This is a genomic window from Siphonobacter sp. SORGH_AS_1065 (assembly GCF_030818595.1).
In the GTDB taxonomy this organism is placed as follows: domain Bacteria; phylum Bacteroidota; class Bacteroidia; order Cytophagales; family Spirosomataceae; genus Siphonobacter.
The window spans coordinates 4,094,087-4,114,770 of the sequence record NZ_JAUTAM010000004.1 but is presented as its reverse complement, the minus strand read 5'-3'; the positions used below and the strand labels follow the sequence as shown (position 1 = coordinate 4,114,770).

At 41.6% G+C, this 20,684-nt stretch carries 18 protein-coding genes and 1 tRNA gene; 17 read left to right on the top strand and 2 right to left on the bottom strand.

Going from position 1 to position 20,684, the window contains the following annotated elements; all coding sequences use genetic code 11:
- Nucleotides 1-590: 590 nt before the first annotated feature.
- The 10 genes from QE390_RS17830 (at nt 591) to QE390_RS17785 (ending at nt 10,905) form a co-directional block, all read left to right on the top strand.
- Nucleotides 591-1,559 (top strand): sterol desaturase family protein, encoded by a 969-nt coding sequence (locus QE390_RS17830; RefSeq protein ID WP_307143155.1) that lies wholly within the window; start codon nt 591-593, stop codon nt 1,557-1,559.
- 208 nt (nt 1,560-1,767) lie between these two features.
- Nucleotides 1,768-4,950, top strand: a complete 3,183-nt coding sequence (locus QE390_RS17825) for a S41 family peptidase (RefSeq protein ID WP_373424564.1) — start codon at nt 1,768-1,770, stop codon at nt 4,948-4,950.
- Nucleotides 4,951-5,249: 299 nt separating this feature from the next.
- Complete coding sequence (locus tag QE390_RS17820) at nt 5,250-5,633, top strand: hypothetical protein (RefSeq protein ID WP_307143153.1); 384 nt, start codon at nt 5,250-5,252, stop codon at nt 5,631-5,633.
- Nucleotides 5,634-5,868: 235 nt separating this feature from the next.
- Entirely contained in the window at nt 5,869-6,252 is a 384-nt protein-coding gene (locus QE390_RS17815) for a hypothetical protein (RefSeq protein WP_307143152.1), read from the top strand.
- A 235-nt stretch (nt 6,253-6,487) separates the two neighbouring features.
- Nucleotides 6,488-6,871, top strand: a complete 384-nt coding sequence (locus QE390_RS17810) for a hypothetical protein (RefSeq protein ID WP_307143151.1) — start codon at nt 6,488-6,490, stop codon at nt 6,869-6,871.
- Between the two features lie 231 nt (nt 6,872-7,102).
- A complete protein-coding gene (locus QE390_RS17805) occupies nt 7,103-7,657 on the top strand; it encodes an NADAR family protein (RefSeq protein ID WP_307143150.1) in 555 nt (184 codons plus the stop codon).
- Nucleotides 7,658-7,938: 281 nt separating this feature from the next.
- Entirely contained in the window at nt 7,939-8,772 is an 834-nt protein-coding gene (locus QE390_RS17800; protein ID WP_307143149.1) for an AraC family transcriptional regulator, read from the top strand.
- An 87-nt stretch (nt 8,773-8,859) separates the two neighbouring features.
- Nucleotides 8,860-9,408, top strand: coding sequence for a YbhB/YbcL family Raf kinase inhibitor-like protein (locus QE390_RS17795; protein ID WP_307143148.1), 549 nt, complete (start codon nt 8,860-8,862; stop codon nt 9,406-9,408).
- A gap of 278 nt (nt 9,409-9,686) precedes the next feature.
- Nucleotides 9,687-10,088, top strand: a complete 402-nt coding sequence (locus QE390_RS17790; RefSeq protein WP_307143147.1) for a hypothetical protein — start codon at nt 9,687-9,689, stop codon at nt 10,086-10,088.
- Nucleotides 10,089-10,707: 619 nt separating this feature from the next.
- Nucleotides 10,708-10,905: a hypothetical protein gene (locus QE390_RS17785; protein WP_307143146.1), complete on the top strand. Its 198-nt coding sequence runs from the start codon at nt 10,708-10,710 to the stop codon at nt 10,903-10,905.
- A gap of 161 nt (nt 10,906-11,066) precedes the next feature.
- Here the strand turns inward: QE390_RS17785 and QE390_RS17780 are convergent.
- A tRNA-Met gene (locus tag QE390_RS17780) sits at nt 11,067-11,139 on the bottom strand.
- A 260-nt stretch (nt 11,140-11,399) separates the two neighbouring features.
- Between QE390_RS17780 and QE390_RS17775 the strand changes: the two genes are divergently transcribed.
- Complete coding sequence (locus tag QE390_RS17775; protein ID WP_307143145.1) at nt 11,400-11,813, top strand: DUF6157 family protein; 414 nt, start codon at nt 11,400-11,402, stop codon at nt 11,811-11,813.
- A gap of 87 nt (nt 11,814-11,900) precedes the next feature.
- Nucleotides 11,901-12,248, top strand: a complete 348-nt coding sequence (locus tag QE390_RS17770) for a VOC family protein (RefSeq protein WP_307143144.1) — start codon at nt 11,901-11,903, stop codon at nt 12,246-12,248.
- A 324-nt stretch (nt 12,249-12,572) separates the two neighbouring features.
- On the opposite strand, the gene QE390_RS17765 is transcribed toward QE390_RS17770, so the two are convergent.
- Nucleotides 12,573-13,463 carry an NAD(P)H-binding protein gene (locus QE390_RS17765; RefSeq protein WP_307143143.1) on the bottom strand — a complete coding sequence of 297 codons (891 nt, stop codon included), beginning with the start codon at nt 13,461-13,463 and terminating at the stop codon, nt 12,573-12,575.
- Nucleotides 13,464-13,543: 80 nt separating this feature from the next.
- On the opposite strand from QE390_RS17765, the gene QE390_RS17760 reads away from it, so the two are divergent.
- The 5 genes from QE390_RS17760 to QE390_RS17740 all read left to right on the top strand — a co-directional run bounded on the left by QE390_RS17760 (nt 13,544) and on the right by QE390_RS17740 (nt 20,673).
- Nucleotides 13,544-13,915: a helix-turn-helix domain-containing protein gene (locus QE390_RS17760; RefSeq protein ID WP_307143142.1), complete on the top strand. Its 372-nt coding sequence runs from the start codon at nt 13,544-13,546 to the stop codon at nt 13,913-13,915.
- Nucleotides 13,916-14,723: 808 nt separating this feature from the next.
- The gene (locus tag QE390_RS17755; RefSeq protein ID WP_307143141.1) at nt 14,724-17,903 is read left to right on the top strand and encodes a TonB-dependent receptor; all 3,180 of its coding nucleotides are present in this window, start codon (nt 14,724-14,726) and stop codon (nt 17,901-17,903) included.
- A 27-nt stretch (nt 17,904-17,930) separates the two neighbouring features.
- A complete protein-coding gene (locus QE390_RS17750) occupies nt 17,931-19,421 on the top strand; it encodes a RagB/SusD family nutrient uptake outer membrane protein (protein WP_106634709.1) in 1,491 nt (496 codons plus the stop codon).
- A gap of 101 nt (nt 19,422-19,522) precedes the next feature.
- Complete coding sequence (locus tag QE390_RS17745) at nt 19,523-20,041, top strand: DUF4269 domain-containing protein (RefSeq protein ID WP_307143140.1); 519 nt, start codon at nt 19,523-19,525, stop codon at nt 20,039-20,041.
- A 2-nt stretch (nt 20,042-20,043) separates the two neighbouring features.
- Nucleotides 20,044-20,673, top strand: coding sequence for a class I SAM-dependent methyltransferase (locus QE390_RS17740; RefSeq protein WP_307143139.1), 630 nt, complete (start codon nt 20,044-20,046; stop codon nt 20,671-20,673).
- The last annotated feature ends 11 nt before the right edge of the window (nt 20,674-20,684 follow it).

Below are 20,684 nucleotides of genomic sequence, written 5' to 3'. Positions count from 1 at the left end.
ACATATGGTATGTGATACGTAGGCTATTTCATCTAGTTATAATTAACAATTAAGCACTAAATATAGATGGTTTTAATTATATTGGCATAAGGCAATACTTGAAAAAATATTATTAGCTCTCTGAGACCCGTAGCATTTATAGCTATGGGCTCTTCATGCGAATTATGGCTTGTGAAACCTTCATCGATTGAAAATCAGTAGGAATTCTTTCGCTTCGCTGTGAGTGGCAAACGGGGTGTAAACTAATGCCTACCACCGTTTTCTTAAACGTAGGGGAAGCCTACTTACAGTATCCCGATGTATATAAAATGTTATTCTTGACAGGCTCTGAAGAGGTACGAAGTGCGGATGGTTTTAGCCTGCTCCCTGCATTATAGCTATTTAATTCTGAACGTATGGGTAACATTAAGATTCGGAGTAAAATGATTAATCAGTTTCGAACAGAAGTACAATAAATGTAGTGAAGTAGTAAACAACTCCATACCAGGAGGGGTTATAAATGATATATTCTGGCATTTTGGTCAGCTGTTGAGGGTGAATTGTAAGTTCACATATCAGCAGGTTTCTTGCTCACCAACCCAATCTATCAGATGATTGCTACACTAAAACTCCTACTTATTCAACAATCTTTATTTGGGGCACCTGAGATTCCACTGGACAATCTTGCTGAACTGGAAAAAGCAGCTCCGAACCTAATTCTCTGGGCGGTACCCGTGATGATTTTCTTTACGGCACTGGAAATGGTTATCTCGTATTTTCAGGAGAACCCGTACTACGAAAAACACGAAACCATCGGATCGATACTGACGGGGCTGGGTTCGCTGGTAGTCGGAGCGACGCTGAAATTCAGTCTTTTGTTTGCCGTCGTATGGATTTACAACCAGTTACCCTGGCGGATGTCGCTCAACTGGTGGACGTTTATTCCCTGTTACGTAATCTTTGATTTGTGCAGTTACTGGGCTCACCGCGTCTCCCATGAACAACGCTTTTGGTGGGCTACGCACGTGGTGCATCATTCTGGCGAACGCTATAACCTGAGCGTTTCTTTCCGACTGAGCTGGATTCAAAACCTGAAAACCATTTTCTTTTTGCCCGTAGCTCTGTTGGGTTTCCATCCCATTATCTTCTTTACGACAAACCAGATTGCCGTTTTATTCCAGTTTTGGGTGCATACGGAGTACATTCGCAAAATGCCGCGTTGGGTAGAATACATCTTTGCAACGCCGTCTAATCACCGGGTGCATCATGGTTCTCAGCCCAAGTATATTGATAAAAACTTTGGGGCAACGTTTATTTTCTGGGACCGGATTTTCGGAACGTACCAGCACGAAGACGAACCTCCGGTATACGGCATCACTACTAATATTAGCCAGAAAGCAAATCCCTTAATGATCAATTTTCACGAAGTAAACGACATCATTGCCGACGTGAAAAAAGCCAGGGGTTTACGGAAAAAACTCTTCTATATTTTCGGAAGCCCCATTGCTATTGATATGGAGAAAAAACGGAAAGCCGCTGAAATCGGTGTAAGTCCTGAGATTAATCAGGAAAGAGCTTAATTTCTAGCTAGAAATAATTCAAGAATCCCTAAACGAAAGATCGTTTGGGGATTTTTCGTTTTAGACCATTTTCATCTCAGAAAACGTGCATTGTGGCACAGAATCACACATGCTGTGCTCAAATTGCGTATCTTGCCTATCGTCTCAAACTAATACACCCATTGTGAAAAAACTGTTTACGACCCTTTTGCTGAGTAGTCTGGCCCTCATGGCTCAAGCTCAGCAAACGCCATCGTGGCTGCGTTACCCTTCGATTTCGCCCGATGGTAAAACGATTGTGTTTACCTACAAAGGAGACCTCTGGAAAGTAGCTTCGACGGGCGGCGTAGCCACGCCCTTAACGTCCCACGACGCTCACGATTTCATGCCCGTCTGGTCGCGTGATGGAAAGTCCATCGCCTTTGCTTCCGACCGTTACGGTAACTTCGACGTGTTTGTGATCAGCCTGGAGGGGGGCGAACCTCGCCGCATTACCTCTCACTCGGCGGCTGAATATCCCTACGATTTCACACCTGATGGAAAAAAGGTAGTCTTTGGTTCCGCTCGTCTGGACTTGGCCAGCAACCGCCAGTTTCCCACGGGTTCGCAGCCCGAGTTATACCAGGTTTCAACGCAGGGGGGGCGGGTTGAGCAGCTCCTTACGACACCCGCTGAAGACGTGAAGTTTAACAAAGACGGTAGTAAGCTGGTGTATCACGACAAAAAAGGCGGCGAAAATGCCTGGCGGAAGCACCACGTCTCGTCTATCGCCCGTGACCTTTGGGTCTACGACGCAAAAGCAGGTAAGCACACCAAGATTACCAGCTTTGCCGGAGAAGACCGAAATCCCATTTTCGCCGACGGGGATAAAAGTCTGGTTTACCTGAGTGAAGGCAACGGCTCTTTTAACGTATATAAGTTATCGTTAGAGAACCCTTCGCATCCTCAGGCTCTCACTTCCTTTAAGAAACACCCCGTTCGTTTTTTGAGTCAGGCTCAGAACGGTACCCTGTGTTTCAGTTATGACGGCGACCTGTATACGATGGCTGCCAATGGAAAACCTCAGAAACTGAGCATCAGTATCGCTTCAGATTCTCGCAGTAATAACGAGAAAGTAATGCCAGTTAGCGGGGGGATTCGCGGCATGGCGGTATCTCCAAGCGGCAAAGAAGTAGCCTTCCTGTTCCGGGGCGAAGTGTTTGTGAGTTCGCTGGAAGGTGGGATTACCAAACGCATCACGAATACACCCGAGCAGGAAACCGACGTAAGTTTTTCGCCCGACGGTAAAGCACTGTTGTATGCATCTGAACGGGGGAATAGCTGGAAAATCTACGAGACCCGCATCGTGCGTAAAGAAGAGCCCTATTTCTACGCTTCGACCTTAATTAAGGAAACGCCGATTATCGACAATACGAAAGAAAACTACGAACCGGAATATTCGCCCGATGGAAAGGAAATCGCTTTCATCGAAAATCGGATGACGCTGAAGGTGTATAACATCGCCTCGAAGCAGACGCGTAGCATTCTGACGGATAAGGAGTTATTCTCTATGCGGGATAATGATCAATATTTTCAGTGGAGTCCCGACAGCCAATGGTTTTTGTTTGATTACTCCATGCCGGGTATCGCTGCTGGAGAAGTGGGAATGGTGGAAGCCAGTGGCAAAGGCAAGGTACGTAACCTCACGGAAAGTGGCTTTCAGGATTACCGGGCCAAGTGGGTCATGGACGGCAAAGCCATGCTCTGGTTCAGTAACCGCGATGGCATGCGGGCAGCAGCCATGAGTGGCGGCAGTACTTCTGATGTATACGCCATGTTCTTCACGCAGGATGCCTTCGAAAAATTCAAACTGTCGAAGCAGGAAGCGGCTTTACAGAAAGAAATCGACGAGAAAAATGCCAAGTCGGATACGACGAACAAGAAGAAAGATCCGAAAGTAGCGAAGAAAGACAGCGTGAAAAACGTGTTGATCGAGTGGGAAGGGCTGTCGGATCGGAAGGCGAAACTCACCATTCACTCGTCTTCGCTGGCTGATGCTCTGATCAGTAAAGACGGCGAAACGCTGTATTACCTGGCTCGTTTCGAGAAAGGCTTTAATCTTTGGTCAACGAACCTGCGGACGAAGGAAACCAAGATGCTGTTACCGCTCAACTCCGGCGGTGGATCGATGGTGTGGGATAAAGATCAGAAAAACATCTTCTTAAATACCGAGGGCCGCATCGTGAAAATTGATCCGGCATCGGCCAAGCAGGAAGGTATTAACGTTGGTGGAGAAATGCTATTGGATACAAAGGCCGAGCGTCTGTTCATGTTCGAGCACGTATGGCGTCGTACCAAAGAGACCTTCTACACGGGTGGTTACCACGGCATTAACTGGGACAGCTACAAACCCGATTACGAAAAATACCTGCCGCATATCAGCAATAACTACGAGTTTTCAGAGATGCTGAGTGAGTTACTGGGCGAGCTGAACGTGTCGCACAGCGGTTCATCCTACGGCAGCTTCAACGCCAACGCCGATCAGACGGCCTCGCTGGGAATTTTCTACGATCCGAACTTTACGGGTACGGGCGTGAAGATTGATGAAGTCATTGCGAATGGACCATTAGCGAAGGCGAACCTGAATGTGAAAGCGGGTATGATTATCGAGGCCATCGACGGTGAAACCATTACGCCCGAGCATGACCTGCCGTATTACCTGAATCGCAAGGCAGGTAAGAATACGTTACTAACGATTCTGGACGGTAAAGAACGCCGCGAAATCATTGTGAAGCCAGTTTCGGCGGGAGAGGAAAGTTCCCTGTTGTACCGTCGCTGGGTGAAACGAAACCAGGACGAAGTGGAACGGCTGAGCAAAGGCCAACTGGGTTACGTGCACATTCCGGGCATGAACGACGGAGCGTACCGGATGACCTACGAAGAAGTGATGGGCAAGTTTGCCGACAAAAAAGCTATCGTCATAGATACCCGTTTCAACGGCGGCGGCGACCTCGTGGCCGATCTGGCGATGTTCCTCTCAGGGAAGAAGTTCATGGACTATACTACGGACACTCGCAGCAACGGCTACGAGCCCAACTTCCGCTGGACGAAGCCGAGCATTTCGCTGGCCAACGAAGCGAACTACTCCGACGGACACTGCTACGCCTTTACCGTGCAGGAAATGAAGCTCGGTAAGCTGGTAGGTCAGCCCGTACCGGGCACCTGTACCTTCGCGGGTTGGGAATCTTTACAGGACAACAGCGTCCGCTGGGGCGTACCACCATTAGGTGTAAAAGCCATGAACGGCAAATACCTCGAAAACTGGCAAACCGAACCCGACGTAAAAGTCTGGAACGATTACGAGCAAGTAAGTAAGGGAAAAGATCAGCAGCTGGAGAAGGCTGTGGAGGTGTTGTTGGGTGAGTTGAAGTAAGTTATTTGATTGGATTTTTTATGGCCCTGGCTTCTTTTGGGAGCTGGGGCTTTTTGTTTATTATACTTTCATTTTGTGGCCATAAATGGGTATATTAAGGCAGATTGGAAGTAGCTAACATGATATGTTTACATACATTAGAGAGGCTATATTCATGGCATGAATGGAACTATTAAAAGTCGAGAAGTAGTATTTTTATTTAATAATTTAATCTGGCTCATTTAATATTATATAAGTATATTTACAACGAGGGAATATATAATAAACCCCTTATTGAAAATAACGAAAATCCCAAAACTATGAGAAAATTACCTGTTTGTTTCTTGGCAATGTTTTTGTTGTTAATGAACTGTACTTCTGATGATGGTCCTTCGGGGTGTATTAGAGGAAAATTAATTGGGAAATATTGTGAGGGCTATGTTATTAAACTCTTCAAACGTAATGCCATAGGCAAAACCTGGACTGATATGTATGACAAATCCGTTACTTATGAAAACTGTGCGTTAGCTAGTTTTGATACTACTATTTTTAGTGTTGGGATGTATGATATTCCCCTCAGTAAAATACCCAAAGACTCTCTATTTTACTTTACGTATAGGGAAGGCGGTTACAGTCGTGTTAAGTTTAATATTTGCGAACCTACTGCATCTATTACTATAACCTCAATTAATACCTGTCGATAATCCATCGAACATAAAATACTAGCTTGCAACTCCCGTCAGCTGGAGATGACCTGCATCTATCGAATTGAAGAGAATGAAAACCCGCTGACCCGGCAGGCTCGGTATATGGATAAGCCCGCAGAGCTACACTTGAAACAGAATGGACAACTCTCAATAAGTTAGGGTATAAATTGAATTGATTAAGAGTATTAAGTAACTTTACGTATAAGAATAAAATAGAAAACACCCTGAAACTATGAAAAATTTATCTGTTTGTTTTTTAGCAATACTGCTGTTGTTAATGAATTGTACTTCTGATGATGGTCCTTCGGGATGTATTAGAGGAAAACTAATTGGAAGATATTGTGATGGCTATGTTATTAAACTCTTCAAACGTAATGCCATAGGCAAAACCTGGACTAATATAGTTGATAAAAACGTTATTTACGAAAACTGTGCGTTAGCTAGTTTTGATACTACTGTTTTCAATAGTGGAAGGTATGGTATTCCTCTTAGTGAAATACCTAAAGATTCTGTATTCTATTTTACGTATAAGGAAGGCGGTTATGGTCGTGCTGAATTTAATGGTTGCGAACCTACTGCGTTTATTACTATAACCTCAATTAATACGTGTCGATAATCCACCGAACATAAAATACTAGCTTGCAACTCCCGTCAGCTGGAGATGACCTGCATCTATCGAATTGAAGAGAATGAAAACCCGCTGACCCGGCAGGTTCGGTATATGGATAAGCCCGCAGAGCTACACTTGAAATAGAATGGACAACTCTCAATAAGTTAGGGTATAAATTGAATTGATTAAGAGTATTAAGTAACTTTACGTATAAGAATAAAATAGAAAACACCCTGAAACTATGAAAAATTTATCTGTTTGTTTTTTAGCAATACTGCTGTTGTTAATGAATTGTACTTCTGATGATGGTCCTTCGGGATGTATTAGAGGAAAACTAATTGGAAGATATTGTAGTGGCTATGTTATTAAGCTTTTCAAACGTAATGCCATAGGCAAAACCTGGACTGATATGTATGACAAATCCGTTACTTATGAAAACTGTGCGTTAGCTAGTTTTGATACTACTGTTTTTAATAGTGGAAGGTATGGTATTCCCCTTAGTAAAATACCCAAAGATTCTGTATTCTATTTTACGTATAAGGAAGGTGGTTACGGCCGTGCTGAATTTGATCTTTGCGAACCTACTGCGTCTATTACTATAACATCAATTAATACCTGTTTTTAAATCAATCAAGTTAAATAATGCATTAATGAAAGGTTATTAATGAGATTATAACCTGATCAAAATAGATTAAATAGGAGAGTGCTTCGCCCTGGAAAATGAAAGTAACTGATGTTTTTTGAAAAAAATATCAGAAAAAAACTCTTTGATTTAATATAGAATAGTCTCTGGTACGATTACTAAGTTGAAAGTAATCGTGCCAGACGGATCTAACCGAATTGAAAAAGATAGAAAATGACGTATAATTTAGAATGGTTGATAAGCAATTTCGAAAAAGGAAAAATAATAAATTATTTATTTTTCTGGGGGCATCAAAAAAGTAAAAATGGAGAGCTGACTCCGTCGTGTTTTAGTCAGTGGTGGCCATCGCCTTTTACAGTTAATCAAGTAAAATACAATACTGCTGAACAGTGGATGATGGCTCAAAAGGCACTTTTGTTTGAAGATAAAGAGACGTATGATAAGATTATGGTTTCAAAATCACCAGCAGAAGCAAAAGCATTAGGGAGACAAGTAAGAAATTTCGATGAGACCCTTTGGAATAGCAAGCGATTTGATATAGTAGTTGAAGGAAGTTTGCAAAAATTTACTCAGCATAAAGATTTAAAAGAGTTTTTACTGAACACAAATGAAAAAGTTTTAGTAGAAGCCAGTCCAGTAGACAAAATTTGGGGTATTGGTCTTGTAGCAGACCATGATAAACCTGAAAATCCCAAGCTCTGGAATGGCTTGAACTTACTCGGATTCGCCTTAATGGAAGTTAGAGATAAAATAAGGAATGAAGAGTGAAAGAATTCAAACTCAGACCTTAGGCCACAGAAGTCCGATACGTTTGCAAAAGTAAAGGTGTTCAAAGAAAATGAAGATAGCACAGCAGTTTCTGCTAGGATTAATGGGAACGCCAATTGCTTGCCTTTTATAAATGAGTATATCTTTACTGCACTGAGTGATACTTCTCGGCCTGGTCACTCGGAATAGCATCTCTTCAAAGGGCCTCAATTGGCGATCTGTTGCCTTAATACTGAGAAGAGACACTGTTTAGAAGAATAAGGAAAGCAACGCAAAACTAAATGGACATTATTACAATTCCTGACGAGCTAAATTCAGAGAACGCTCTATCGGTTCAGGTTATAAACTATACCAACTCAAAGGAAATTTCTAGACAACAAATTATTTTAAACCAAAATACACTTAGCTTTTTAACCGAAGGGACTAAAGAAGTTATTTTTAATAATTCAGCTTTATCAATCGATAACTCCAAATTTCTTCTAATGAAATCGGGACATTGCTTGATGACCGAAAAATTTTCTCATATAAAAAATTACAGAAGTGTCCTTTTATTCTTTACAAATGAAATGCTACTGAAACTTTTACAGAAAAGGGGGATAGATAAAATAGACTCTAAAGAGTACAAATCAGTTTATGCATTTGAATATGATGGGTTTATTCAAGGGTTCGTGAAAAGCCTAATGGATATTTCTTTGCTTTCAAAAAATATACAGCAAAAGTTACTTGAAGTTAAATTAGAAGAAATAATGGTGTATTTGACGGAAATATATGGAACTGCATTTTTGTATTCATTTATAGATAAAAGTGATGATGTTACCCAGAAGTTCATTCAAACCATTGAAAGTAATCAACTGAATAAATTAACTTTAAAGGAATTAGCCTTTTTATGTAATATGAGTATATCCACTTTTAAGAGAGAATTTGAAAAGCAATATTCTGAATCGCCAATCAAGTGGTTCCAAGATAAAAGACTGGAACATGCAAATCGTCTACTCCGTCATGCAAACAAAATCCCTTCTGAGGTCTATTTTGAAGCAGGGTACGAGAATTTGTCAAGTTTCATACAGGCATATAGATCTAAATACGGTTTTACACCCAAGCAGCATAAAAGTTGATCTTTTCGCAACAGTTTTTGAACTTTTCTCACCAGTTGAGCTTCATCGCTAAAATTAACTTTGCCTAAAATTTTAAATCATGATAAAATGAAAAAAGCAAGTTTAATTTTTGTATGGTACTTAATGTTCGCAACAGCAGCTTTCGGACAGGAAACCTTTACATTATTTAGCAAAGATTTAGGGGGAGGAGCCACTAAAACGCAGGAGTTCAATGGATTTGGCTGTTCAGGAAGCAATCAATCTCCTCAATTGTCCTGGAAAAATGTACCTCAAGGAACAAAAAGTTTTGCCATCACTATGTATGACCCTGATGCTCCAACAGGAAGCGGATTCTGGCATTGGGTAGTATTCGATATTCCTGCGAGTGTGAATGAAATGGTAACCAACGCCGGAAACGTTAACTTAAATCTGGCCCCTAAAGGTGCTATTCAAAGTATGACGGATTACGGAATCAAAGGGTTTGGCGGGCCTTGTCCACCCGAAGGACACGGATTTCATCAATATATCATTACGGTTTATGCCCTGAAAACGGATAAGCTTGGGTTAAACGAGAATGTAAGTCCGGCAATAGTGGGTTTCAATCTGTGGAATCAAACATTAGCTAAAGCAAGTATAGTAGCCTATTACAAACGGTAAAAAATCACCCAAAGGGATTGAAATATTCTTTCAATTCCTTTGGATGTAAAGTTTTCCATCGTTCTTTTAAATACTGTAAAATAAGATCAGGCATTCTATGCATCCACATAGATTATTTCCAGTAAGACTTATTATATATTTTGTTAAATAATTTATTGATTTATTTTTATTTTGTTAAAAGTTTATTATTTGAAATAATATTCCATTCAAATTATTTGTAATTATAAAAATTTAAACGGTAATTTAGAGCATTCTTCAACAGCTACTACCTATGCCTTATGAAACTCCTAATGGCCTTATCCTTTCTTTCTTTGCTGGGGTTATCGTGTAGTAAGGGGCACGATAAAACCTCACTCAATGAACAGGTCAATGGCATTTATCAGGCTATTCGACAAACAACTAATAGAGATACCATAACTTTACCCTACCAAGGTCAAACCATTACTACCCGTGTGGGAGGCTTAACTTCAACTTCCGCAAAATTTTACATTGAATCGTTTGAGAATGGACATACGTCTGGCGTTGTTATTGTTGAAGCCAGCCTAATTAGTTCATCCGCCAATAGAATCCAATTTAGCACAATTGGTGATCGTAATTTTGGGTTCTTACAAAACGATACCTTAGTAACCCGCTACATGATCAACGACATTTATTACGAAATCACTTCCGTGAGACAGTAATCAAATTTATTACGTATATTCTTATCCGTGTATTACTAAAGGCCGTATCCTAATTTCTTTACGCTACTCTCTCTCAAAAGAGGATCGGATCGGTTACCTTTTCACTAGTTTCTTATGATCCGATTTTTAAATCAGCCTCGGCTATAATTTTGTCTTTACCCTGGCAAATGAGTAGCCCAGTGCCAGGTCGATCATGCTTCATATCCTTTTCCTGATGGGCTTTTCCCAAGGTGAAAAATCAAACAAATAGGGATCTTTCATCAATTGTTGAGCCAAATCCGATTGTGGATAGAGTAATCAATCTTCACAATTAGTTATCAATACTACTGATGATCCTAATACGCCAAACCTGTTGCAACAGCAAAAAAAGCTCAAACAAAACATGGTTTATTACACCCCCTGCCACCGTATTTTCGTTCGGCGATATGGATTCAAAAAACGAAATGATGACACTTCTACTTATTTATACACCCTATAAACCTGGGGATGAAGAGCTTGATTTAGAGAACGATTAGTCTAGCTATTGTAAACGATTAGTCTAGCTATTGTAAGAGAAGGTGAAAAATGGTTTGCCATTATTCTTTCTGAAAAACTACATGGAAAAGGCTTAGGAACGCAAATGCTGAATAAGCTGAAAGAAAATGAAGACGCATTAAATGGCTGGGTTATTGATCAAAATTCTGACCGGAAATTAAACGGAAGTTTGTATCAATCACCTTTGGAATTGTATCAAAAAAATAATTTTCAGGTCATTCCTGAAATCAGACTGGAAACTATATCAGCTGTCAAAATACGTTGGAAGAAATCCAATGGGTAGGTATAACCGATTGCCTTGAATAGACTGAGCTAATAAAAGGGAAGAAGGATTCAGTTACTAATATACTGATTTTCGTGCTTCGATTATTGAACGAGTGTCAGGTTAAAAAAGAAGCATCAAAAAAGGCAGTCACATTTTCATGTAACTGCCTTTTTACTGAGTAGCGGGAACAGGACTCGAACCTGTGACCTTTGGGTTATGAGCCCAACGAGCTGCCAACTGCTCCATCCCGCGGTGTTTGTTGATACAAAGATACAAACTTTTTTATAAATTATACCATCTTATTTTATATTTATTGATAAACTATTGATTATTAGTGCATTATTTGTTGAAATAAGTGAATGAGTCTTTTGATCAATGAGCTAATTTGGACATAATAGGGGATATTGCCTCTGCAAAGATTCGGAGGGAAAATGCTTTTGATGAATGAAAGTACAGGCGAAAAATCAATACATTAGCTTGACACTTGTGTATGAAACTTTCAGAAATCAGGCATGAAAACTCATAGTACTAATTATTTCGATACCTTCATTGAAGTGGCGGAAGACACCAAAGCCAGTCAGGGAACGGTGCCGCCTTGTAAAAATGGTAAAAAGACGGTTGCGTATCTGCAATACGAGCTAATTGCCGGACATCCGTATCAATATACTTCGGACGATGTACTTTTTCAGATATATGCTGAGAGGAATGCCATTGCAGAAGCTGACTATTCAGCCGCCCGCGAACAGTTTTTCTCAAAAGGTCAGCCTTGTTTTCGGGCATCTCCCTTGACTAAAACCTATGGTTTTGGCGTACATAGTAATAAGGAAGGGAAAATGGCTGTATACGGCCTGGAATCACCCGAATACGAACAACTGGTTTCCGATGAAAAAATTAAAAAGGTGAAGGCAATGAAAGCCACGAAGTAAGAACACTAAAAATAGTTAAGTATTTACTGATAAGCCAGGTGGTATTTAAGTAAATACTTATGATTCTAAAAATCTAAATGCAACGCTATGCTTACGACTGTACACCCTAAACTTCCCATGCGTGACAAAGCCGTTACCAAGGAGTTTTACATTGACCTTCTAGGTTTCACTTCAGTCGGAAAAATGGATTATGATGGGTACCTGATGCTGGAGAAAGATCTTGTGCAAATTCACTTTTTTGAATTCAAAGCCTTAGATCCCACTGAAAACTATGGTCAGGTATATATTCGAACCGACACGATTCAGGAATGGTATGAATATCTTTTAGCGAAGAAAGTTAAGTGCATGCCCCTGGAAACCAAACCCTGGGGACAAAAAGAGTTTTCATTACTAGATCCCGATCATAACCTCCTGACTTTTGGGCAAGAGAGCTGAGGCAATGAAGTCGAAAGGAGTAGTAATGGCTCTACGCTTCATACCAACAGTTGACAGTGCCTATTGACAAAGTCTTCTAATTTATTATTACGTATATCGTATGCCGTTATTGCGAAAATAAACAACTAGCTGGTGTTTCGATGTACTTTCCACCAGGGAAGGAGATCTCAAATGCTCAAGTCTCTCTTTGTTCAAAATGACAGGTAGGGATTTCGTTAGAAAATAATAAAAGGAGTCAGTAAGGTTGCAGTAATGTATATCCTACAGACCTCACGGACTCCCAATGACAAGCATTCGTATCGCTCGTAAGGACCTTGATTAATCTTATCCCTGCTGGTAAGCCCCGGCAAATTCTTGGGCGAAATCTTCCAGTTTAACTTTTCCTAATACCGGACGGTTCTTCCAGTAATCTTCCTGAAGTTTTCCTTCCCGAATGGCCTTACCCATGTCTACGTATAGTTCGGTGAAAACGGGCGGAACGCCAGCAGCCAACATGCCTTCCCGCGATTGTTCATCGGTAAAGGGAACCCAGGGGGTATTTTCTTTTCCAACTGACTGACCCAATACTGCCGCGATTTCACTCGGATGGCGTTCGTCACTGGCAATGTAACGAATGTGATAACCCTCGAAATCATGTTTCAGTAACTCTTCAGCCGCAACATCGGCAATATCATAAGTATGGGTTAATACCAGTTTTTCCTCCGTATTACCAAAGTTGTTACCCGCAATACCTGCATTTTTAATTAAGCCGGCGAGGCTGAAAAGGTTATAATAGAAATACGAAGGGCGGAGCACCTGAATATTAAGGTCCGTCAGTTCCTGTAGTTTTTCTTCGAGATAAGCCAGCCCGTCAATTGGGCCTGCCCCTTTTCGCAAGTGAGCACCGATACTGCTTAACAATACTACGTATTGAATGGAACTGTTGGAAAGAGCTTTCACGTACAAATCAGCAATTTTTCGCTGGAACGTTGGGTAATCAGGTTTCGAAAAATCATTCGGAATCATCAGGTAAACCGCATCAGCCTGCTGGAAAGCCTGGGTTAGAAAAGCTTCGTCGGCTACCGAACCAATGGCAGCCTTGGCCCCAAGAGCCTCGATAGCTGATTTTTTGTCGGCATTGCTGCTAATAACGGTTACGTCCTGACCAGCCTGAACTAATGTTTGAGTGAGCGGGGAGCTAATGTTTCCCAGAGAACCTGTAATCAAGTATTTCATGATTGTTTTTTGTTTTTTGTTGAGGCAAAGGTATTTTTGTACTTACTTTTTTACAAGTACTTACCCTAAAGTATGTACCTATGACACAGATCAAAGAAGCTTCGACTTATCATGCCAATCGGGAAATTGTTTTGCAGGAATGTCCGGTTACGTATGTAATGCAAAAGATTGGCGGCCATTGGAAGCCCATCATTTTGTATCACTTATTAAGCGGAAGCAAACGTTACAGCGAGATTCGGAAGGCGATGCCGCACATTACCGAAAAAATGCTCATTCAACACCTGAAGCAATTGGAAGCAGACAAGCTATTGATCCGGGAAGCTCAACCCGTTGTTCCACCGGTCGTTACCTATACATTAACAGATGCCGGGCGAGAACTAGAGGATGTGATTAATGCGATGGCCGCCTGGGCTTATCGGGATAAAAAAAGGCAGCAGATCACAGAAGGTTGAGCAGTTTACAAGAAAGCGTATAGCCTTATTCCGCAAATGGTCTACCCGAGCACTAATGATAGATTAGGAAGGGTAGGGGAGTTGGTTTCTACCTTTCTTTTTATTGACTATTCCCTCTCTGGACGGACTACTTTCTTAGCGGATTGGTACTTCAAGCTGGTTAGGTTTGGGTGAGGAAGTTTAGTATGTCTTAATGAAAACAACTGAATTGATCTAAAGGACTTTGGAGAGAGAGATAGTAATACTTTGACTGGAGTCCTACCAATTCAGACTCTCAGCAATGCATACATTCGGGCTCTGAGTATGCAATATATTTATTGGTATTAGTGCTGCTTGGCTATATTTTGTATAATAGATGTATCACGAAATATAATTCTGTTTTATACTTAATTAATAATCATAAGTTTTAGGGTATGTACTTATTTTAGATTTAAGCATAGTTAACTAACTACTATTTAAAAAGTTTAGAAGCCTTCAGCCGAAAGGGCCATCAAAGGAAGAGTGAAGAATAAACCCGGTATAGGACAATTTAGTGAAATAGCTAAGCCCCCAGAGGGTATAATAATCTTTCCTGAAAGCGTACGTTCGACGAAATATTCCTGGTGCCAAAAGGGACTTGGCCGAATATACACCATGGTTTATTCTGTTTAATATTGCATTAATCTAACTTAACCTTATATTAAAATAGGATAATTATTAGAAATTTATTAGAAAGTCGTATTCAACTTTTTTTTATTAAGTGGTCATATTACTTTTAAAAGTTGTTTCCTATCCTTAATCATTATTTTTATCAAAACACACTTCATTCATGGGTAAATCTCTATTGAGTTTCCTGCTGCTCTTCTTAGCGGGAAGTTATCTGTATGCTCAGACTACAGTGAAGGGGGTTGTTACTTCATCGGATTCCAATACGCCACTACCCGGCGTGAGTGTTTCTGTGAAAGGCACCTCTCGTGGAACGGTCACCAATTCCAATGGTCAATTCTCCGTAATCGTTCCACAAGGTTCAAAAACGTTAGTAATTAGTTACATTGGTTATTTAACAACAGAGGTTGACGTAACCAACAAAACTAACGTAAACGTTATCCTTAAGGAAGACTCAAAAATTCTGAACGAGGTAATGGTTGTGGGGTACGGTACGGTAAGTAAAGAAACGCACGTAGGTGCATCCGCTCAGATTAATGCAGATGCAATCAAAAACCGTCCCGTTTCTAACGCCCTGAACTCGCTGGTGGGTGCAGCTCCTGGTCTGCAAACGATCCAGTCGGGTGGAGCTCCTGGTTCTGCTCCGTCCATTCGGATTCGTGGATTTGGCTCTATTTCAGCTTCCAACGAACCTCTATATGTAGTAGATGGTGTACCTTACACGGGTAATACTTCAAACATCAACCCTGATGACATTGAGTCGATCAGCGTGTTAAAGGATGCTTCTACTACAGCCATTTACGGTTCAAGAGGATCGAACGGGGTAGTGATGATCACTACGAAAAAAGGAAAAAGCAACCGTAGTAATCTGAATTTCAATGCATCGGTAGGTGCTATTTCTCGTGGTCTTCCCGAATACGAAAGAGTAAGTGCTCAGCAGTATTATCCTTTAATGTGGGAAGTACAGCGGAATACCCTTCAGTATGGGTCATTAGCCATTCCCCGTGACATTGCCGGACAAATCGCGGCGGGTCAATTGACTACCTACAATAACCGTAACTATACGGGTGTTTACGATCTGCTGAAATACAACCCATTCAACGTGGCAAACAATGCAATCGTAGATGCGAATGGTGTATTGAACCCTAATGCACAATTGTTATATCCCGAAGATCTGAACTGGGAAAAAGCGGTTCAACAGGGTGGCAAGAGTCGTCGGAACTACAACCTTTCTTATGATGGTGGTAGTGACAAGTCAGATTACTTTGGTTCGATTGGGTATACGAAAGAGGAAGGTTACCTGTTGAAATCTGATTTCGAGCGTTTCACGGGTCGAGTAAGTGTGAATACTCAACCGATGAAATGGTTCAAAACAGGCTTTAACTTAAATGGTAGCTACAGCCGTGCGAACATTGATGCTGCTCCTGACGGAGGAACTTCATTCGTTAACCCGTTCTACTTTACCCGTTTCATTGGTCCTATCTATCCTGTATACAAGCACGATGCTACCACGGGTGATTACACGCTGGACGCCAACGGTAACCGGATTTATGACCAAGGTGATAGCCGTCCTTACTCAAGCGGTCGTCATGCTATCTGGGAAAACCAACTGAATAATCGTCAGGATGTTGTCGGAGTAGTGGGCGGTCGTACCTACGTTACGTTTAATCTGTTCCCCGGCTTCAAAGCTACTTCTAATCTGAGCTTTGACTTACAGGACAGACACCGTCGTACGTTTGATAACCCTATTATTGGTGACGGAGCTCCTGCGGGTCGTGCGTATCATTATATGTACCGCACCACTGCAACGACGTTCAACCAATTACTGGAATACGATAAATCGTTTGGTAAGCATAACCTGAATATCCTGGGTGGTCACGAAAGTTACTCTTACAAGTATAACTATCTGGTGAGTGCTCGTTCAGGTATTATCGTAAACGGCATTACGGAGTTACCTAACTTTGCTACGGTATTGAATGCTTCTTCTTATGAAGATAACTACGGTATTGAAAGTTACTTTGCTCGTGCCAGCTACGATTTCGATAAGAAGTACATTCTGAATGCTTCGATTCGTCGGGATGGTAACTCTAAGTTCGCTCGTGATGTACGTTGGGCTAGCTTCTGGTCTGTAGGTGGAGCTTACAACATCGAGAAAGAAGATTTTCTGAAAGGTGTGAACTGGGTTGAAATGTTAAAACTGAGAGCTTCTTACGGGGTTGTTGGTAATGACAACTTAGGTTCTACGCTTGGTTTATATCCTTACCAGGCCCTGTATAACCTGGCTGTGAACAACGTTGCTGAACCTGGCATTACGCAGGCGACGATTGCCAACAGTCAGTTAACCTGGGAAACGGGTAAGAACTTTGATTTGGGCGTTGACTTTAGCTTATTCAAAAACCGCCTTTCAGGTAGTGTTGAATTCTTCAACCGTGTAACGGATGGATTGATCTTCAGTGTACCTCTGCCCTTATCAAACGGTGGTACCACCAGTGGAGGTTTCTCCGTGAACCGGAATATTGGTAACCTGTACAACCGTGGTTTTGAGTTCCAGTTAACGGGTGATATCGTTAGAAATCAGGACTTCAAGTATTCGGCAACTTTGAACGTAACTACGTTTAAAAACCAAATCACGAAAATGCCTGAAACGCAGCGACTGATTCAATCAGGAACGAAGGGATATAGCGTAGGCCACTCGATTTATGATTTCTACATGCGTGAATTTGCTGGTGTAGATTCAGAAACGGGTCAGTCTCGTTACAAAACCAATATGATGACAGCCAATGCTAAAGTTGTAGGAAGTGATACATTGACTACTGTTATCTCAGAAGCGAACTATCGTTACACCGGTTTCTCGTCTATTCCTAAGTTCTACGGTTCTATGAATCATAACCTTTCTTATAAAGGTTTAACCCTGAGCTTAGTATTTACGTATCAGGTGGGTGGTAAAGTTTACGATGGTGGTTATGCGTCACTGATGCACGGAGGTACTTACGGAACGGCCATGCACGTAGACGCACTGAAACGCTGGCAGAATCCGGGTGACGTAACAAATGTTCCCCGCTTTGATAATGGAAACATTGCCAACTTGACTGGTGCCAGTACACGTTACTTAACGGATGCTTCGTATCTGCAACTGAACAACGTAACCCTTAGCTATGCTATTCCTGCTACCTGGTTAACCAGCATCGGAGCGAAAACGGCAAGTGTGTACGCTTCAGGAGAAAATTTAGGTTTATTCTCTGCTAGAAAGGGTATGAACGTGACAGGATCATTCAACGGTACCGTTGATAACACCTATAACTTCAACCGTGTACTTTCAATCGGTGCAAGACTTGGTTTCTAGTCAGTTCTTAAAATTTAGCATTTAAAAATGAAAAATATACTGAAAAGAGGAGTACTGGGATTGATGTTAGCAGGGTCCCTTACTTCTTGTGATAAAGATTTTCTGGAAACAGCTCCCACCGATCAGATCGCTACGGAAGGGGTTTTTACCACTACTAAAAATGCATGGGCTGCGGTCAATGGTATCCACCGTTTGATGTATTCCCAAATCTTTAGTACTCAGTCTCAGGGTGGACAGTCCGGGAACATGTTATACATGGAAGCCATGGGAGATGACATGGTATTCCCTAATGCTTCTAATAGCTGGTTATTAAGTGAATACCGCTGGATTTCTCACCGGAACCCTTCCAGCTCTATCAACTTTTATAACTATACGTTCTATTTCGTAATTATCCGTAACGCCAATATGATTATTGCGAATGTGGATAAAACGGAAGGAACGGATGCTGATAAGAAAGCAATTAAAGCGGAAGCTTTGACGTACCGTAGCTGGGCTTACTTCCAAATGGTTCAACTGTTCGGAGAGCGTTACGTAGCGGGTGGAGCAAACAGCAGCTTAGCCGTTCCTTTGGTATTAGAGCCAAAAACTGAACCTACTCCCCGAAGTACGGTTGCTCAGGTGTACGCTCAGATCAATACGGATATTAATGATGCCATCACTCTTTTTGATGGATATAGCCGACCTAACAAGTCTCACTTTAACATTAATATCGCCAAAGGTATCAAAGCTCGTATTGCTTTAGCTCAGCAGGATTACGCTACGGCAGCTCAGTTTGCTAAAGAAGCCAGATCGGGTTATACCTTGATGAGCAATGCTCAGTATCTGGGTGGTTTCAACAACTACGAAAACCCAGAGTGGATGTGGGGTTCACGTATTGTAGCGGACCAAACGAATTACTTCTATTCGTTCTTTGCGTACATGTCCATCAATTTTAACTCAACAGCAATTCGCTCAACTCCCAAGTTGATCAACTCTGCGTTGTATACTAAAATTGCATCGACCGATATCCGTAAGCAGTTATGGGATCCGACCGGAAAAAACACCACGGATTTCCCCTTACCCGCGTCTAACTTCCAGCGTTTCGCGTATCAGTCCAGAAAATTCCGTGTAGCAGACCCTACCTTAAGTATTGGGGATGTGCCTTACATGCGGGCGGCTGAGATGTACCTGATTGAAGCAGAAGCATTAGCTCGGGCAGGTAATAACGCAGGTGCTGCGGATGCCCTATACACTTTGGCTGTAAACCGTGATCCTCAGTACGTGAAGTCAACGAAAACGGGTGCTGATCTGATTGATGAAATCATGACCCAACGTCGGGCTGAACTTTGGGGTGAAGGCTTCCGTTTTTACGATTTGAAGCGTACGGCTTCCCCTCTGAATCGTAACGGAGGTAACCACAATGCTTCGTATAACAACGGCGTATTTGATGTTCCTGCCAACGATATCAGATGGCAATTCCTGATTCCTCAGGATGAAATCAATAACTCAAACGGAGTGGTTGTTCAAAATCCCCAATAAGGAGTATTTATTTCGAAAGTATGAAAACAGGTTGTTCGGTAACGGGCAACCTGTTTTTGTTTTTAAGAATCCCGTAGCTTTGCAGCATAGCTCGGCTGCCTATGAATTTTGAAACGATTGAATACCTGAAAAGTGGGAATAATCGACAAAAGAAAGCGTATCAGGTTTTAAGTACATACCAGATTTTTGAGAAATTGTCGGCTTATGATCCCTTGCTGGTGGGTACCATTCCCCTGGCAATTGATATTGAAAATAGCGATCTGGATGTGATTTGTTGCTTTACCGAACAACAGGAATTTAGAGAAACCGTTACCCGGCTTTTTCAATCCGAAAAAGACTTCAAAATCTGGGATAATAACCGATTGGAAAGTGAAGCGGTTGTCGCCAGTTTTCGGATCGATAGCTTTGAACTCGAAGTCTTTGGTCAGCACATACCGACGCGTCAGCAACTGGGTTATCGGCATATGATTATTGAGTACAAAATCCTCCAGGAGCGGGGTGAAGACTTTCGTCAGGAAATCATTACATTAAAAAAACAAGGCATAAAAACCGAACCAGCTTTTGCAAAACTATTAGCTTTGGAAGGTAATCCTTACCAGGAATTATTAAAATTTGAATAGTCATGAATGTTAAAGAAGCTTACAACCATTGGTCGATTCAGTACGATACCAACGAGAATAAAACCCGTGACCTCGAAGCGTTATCTTTACGGGAAACGTTATGCGATTTTTCTTTCAACTCCATTTTAGAACTCGGCTGCGGTACGGGAAAAAACACCGAATGGCTGGTTGAAAAAACGAAGCATTTAACCTCAGTCGATTTTTCGGAGGAAATGCTGGCTCAGGCAAAGACCAAAGTTACTTCCGACAAAGTAGAATTTTATCAGGCCGATTTAACGGAAGACTGGAATTTTATTAAGCAGCCGAATGAGCTGGTTACGTTTAGTCTGGTTCTGGAACACATCGAAAATCTGGATCTGATTTTTGAAAAATTAGCCCATGCTCTTACGAAAGGCGGGTACTTATACATAGGTGAATTACACCCGTTCAAGCAATATTCAGGATCAAAAGCCCGGTTTGAAACCGCCGAGGGGACGCAGGTGGTAACTTGTTTCACGCACCATATTTCTGAATTTACCCAGGCGGCCAGCAATCATGGTTTTGAGATAGTCAGCCTAAATGAGTATTTCGATGATGATGATCGAACGGGTATCCCCCGGATTTTGACCTTCCTTTTCAAACGGATTAGTTAAAAAGGCTTCTT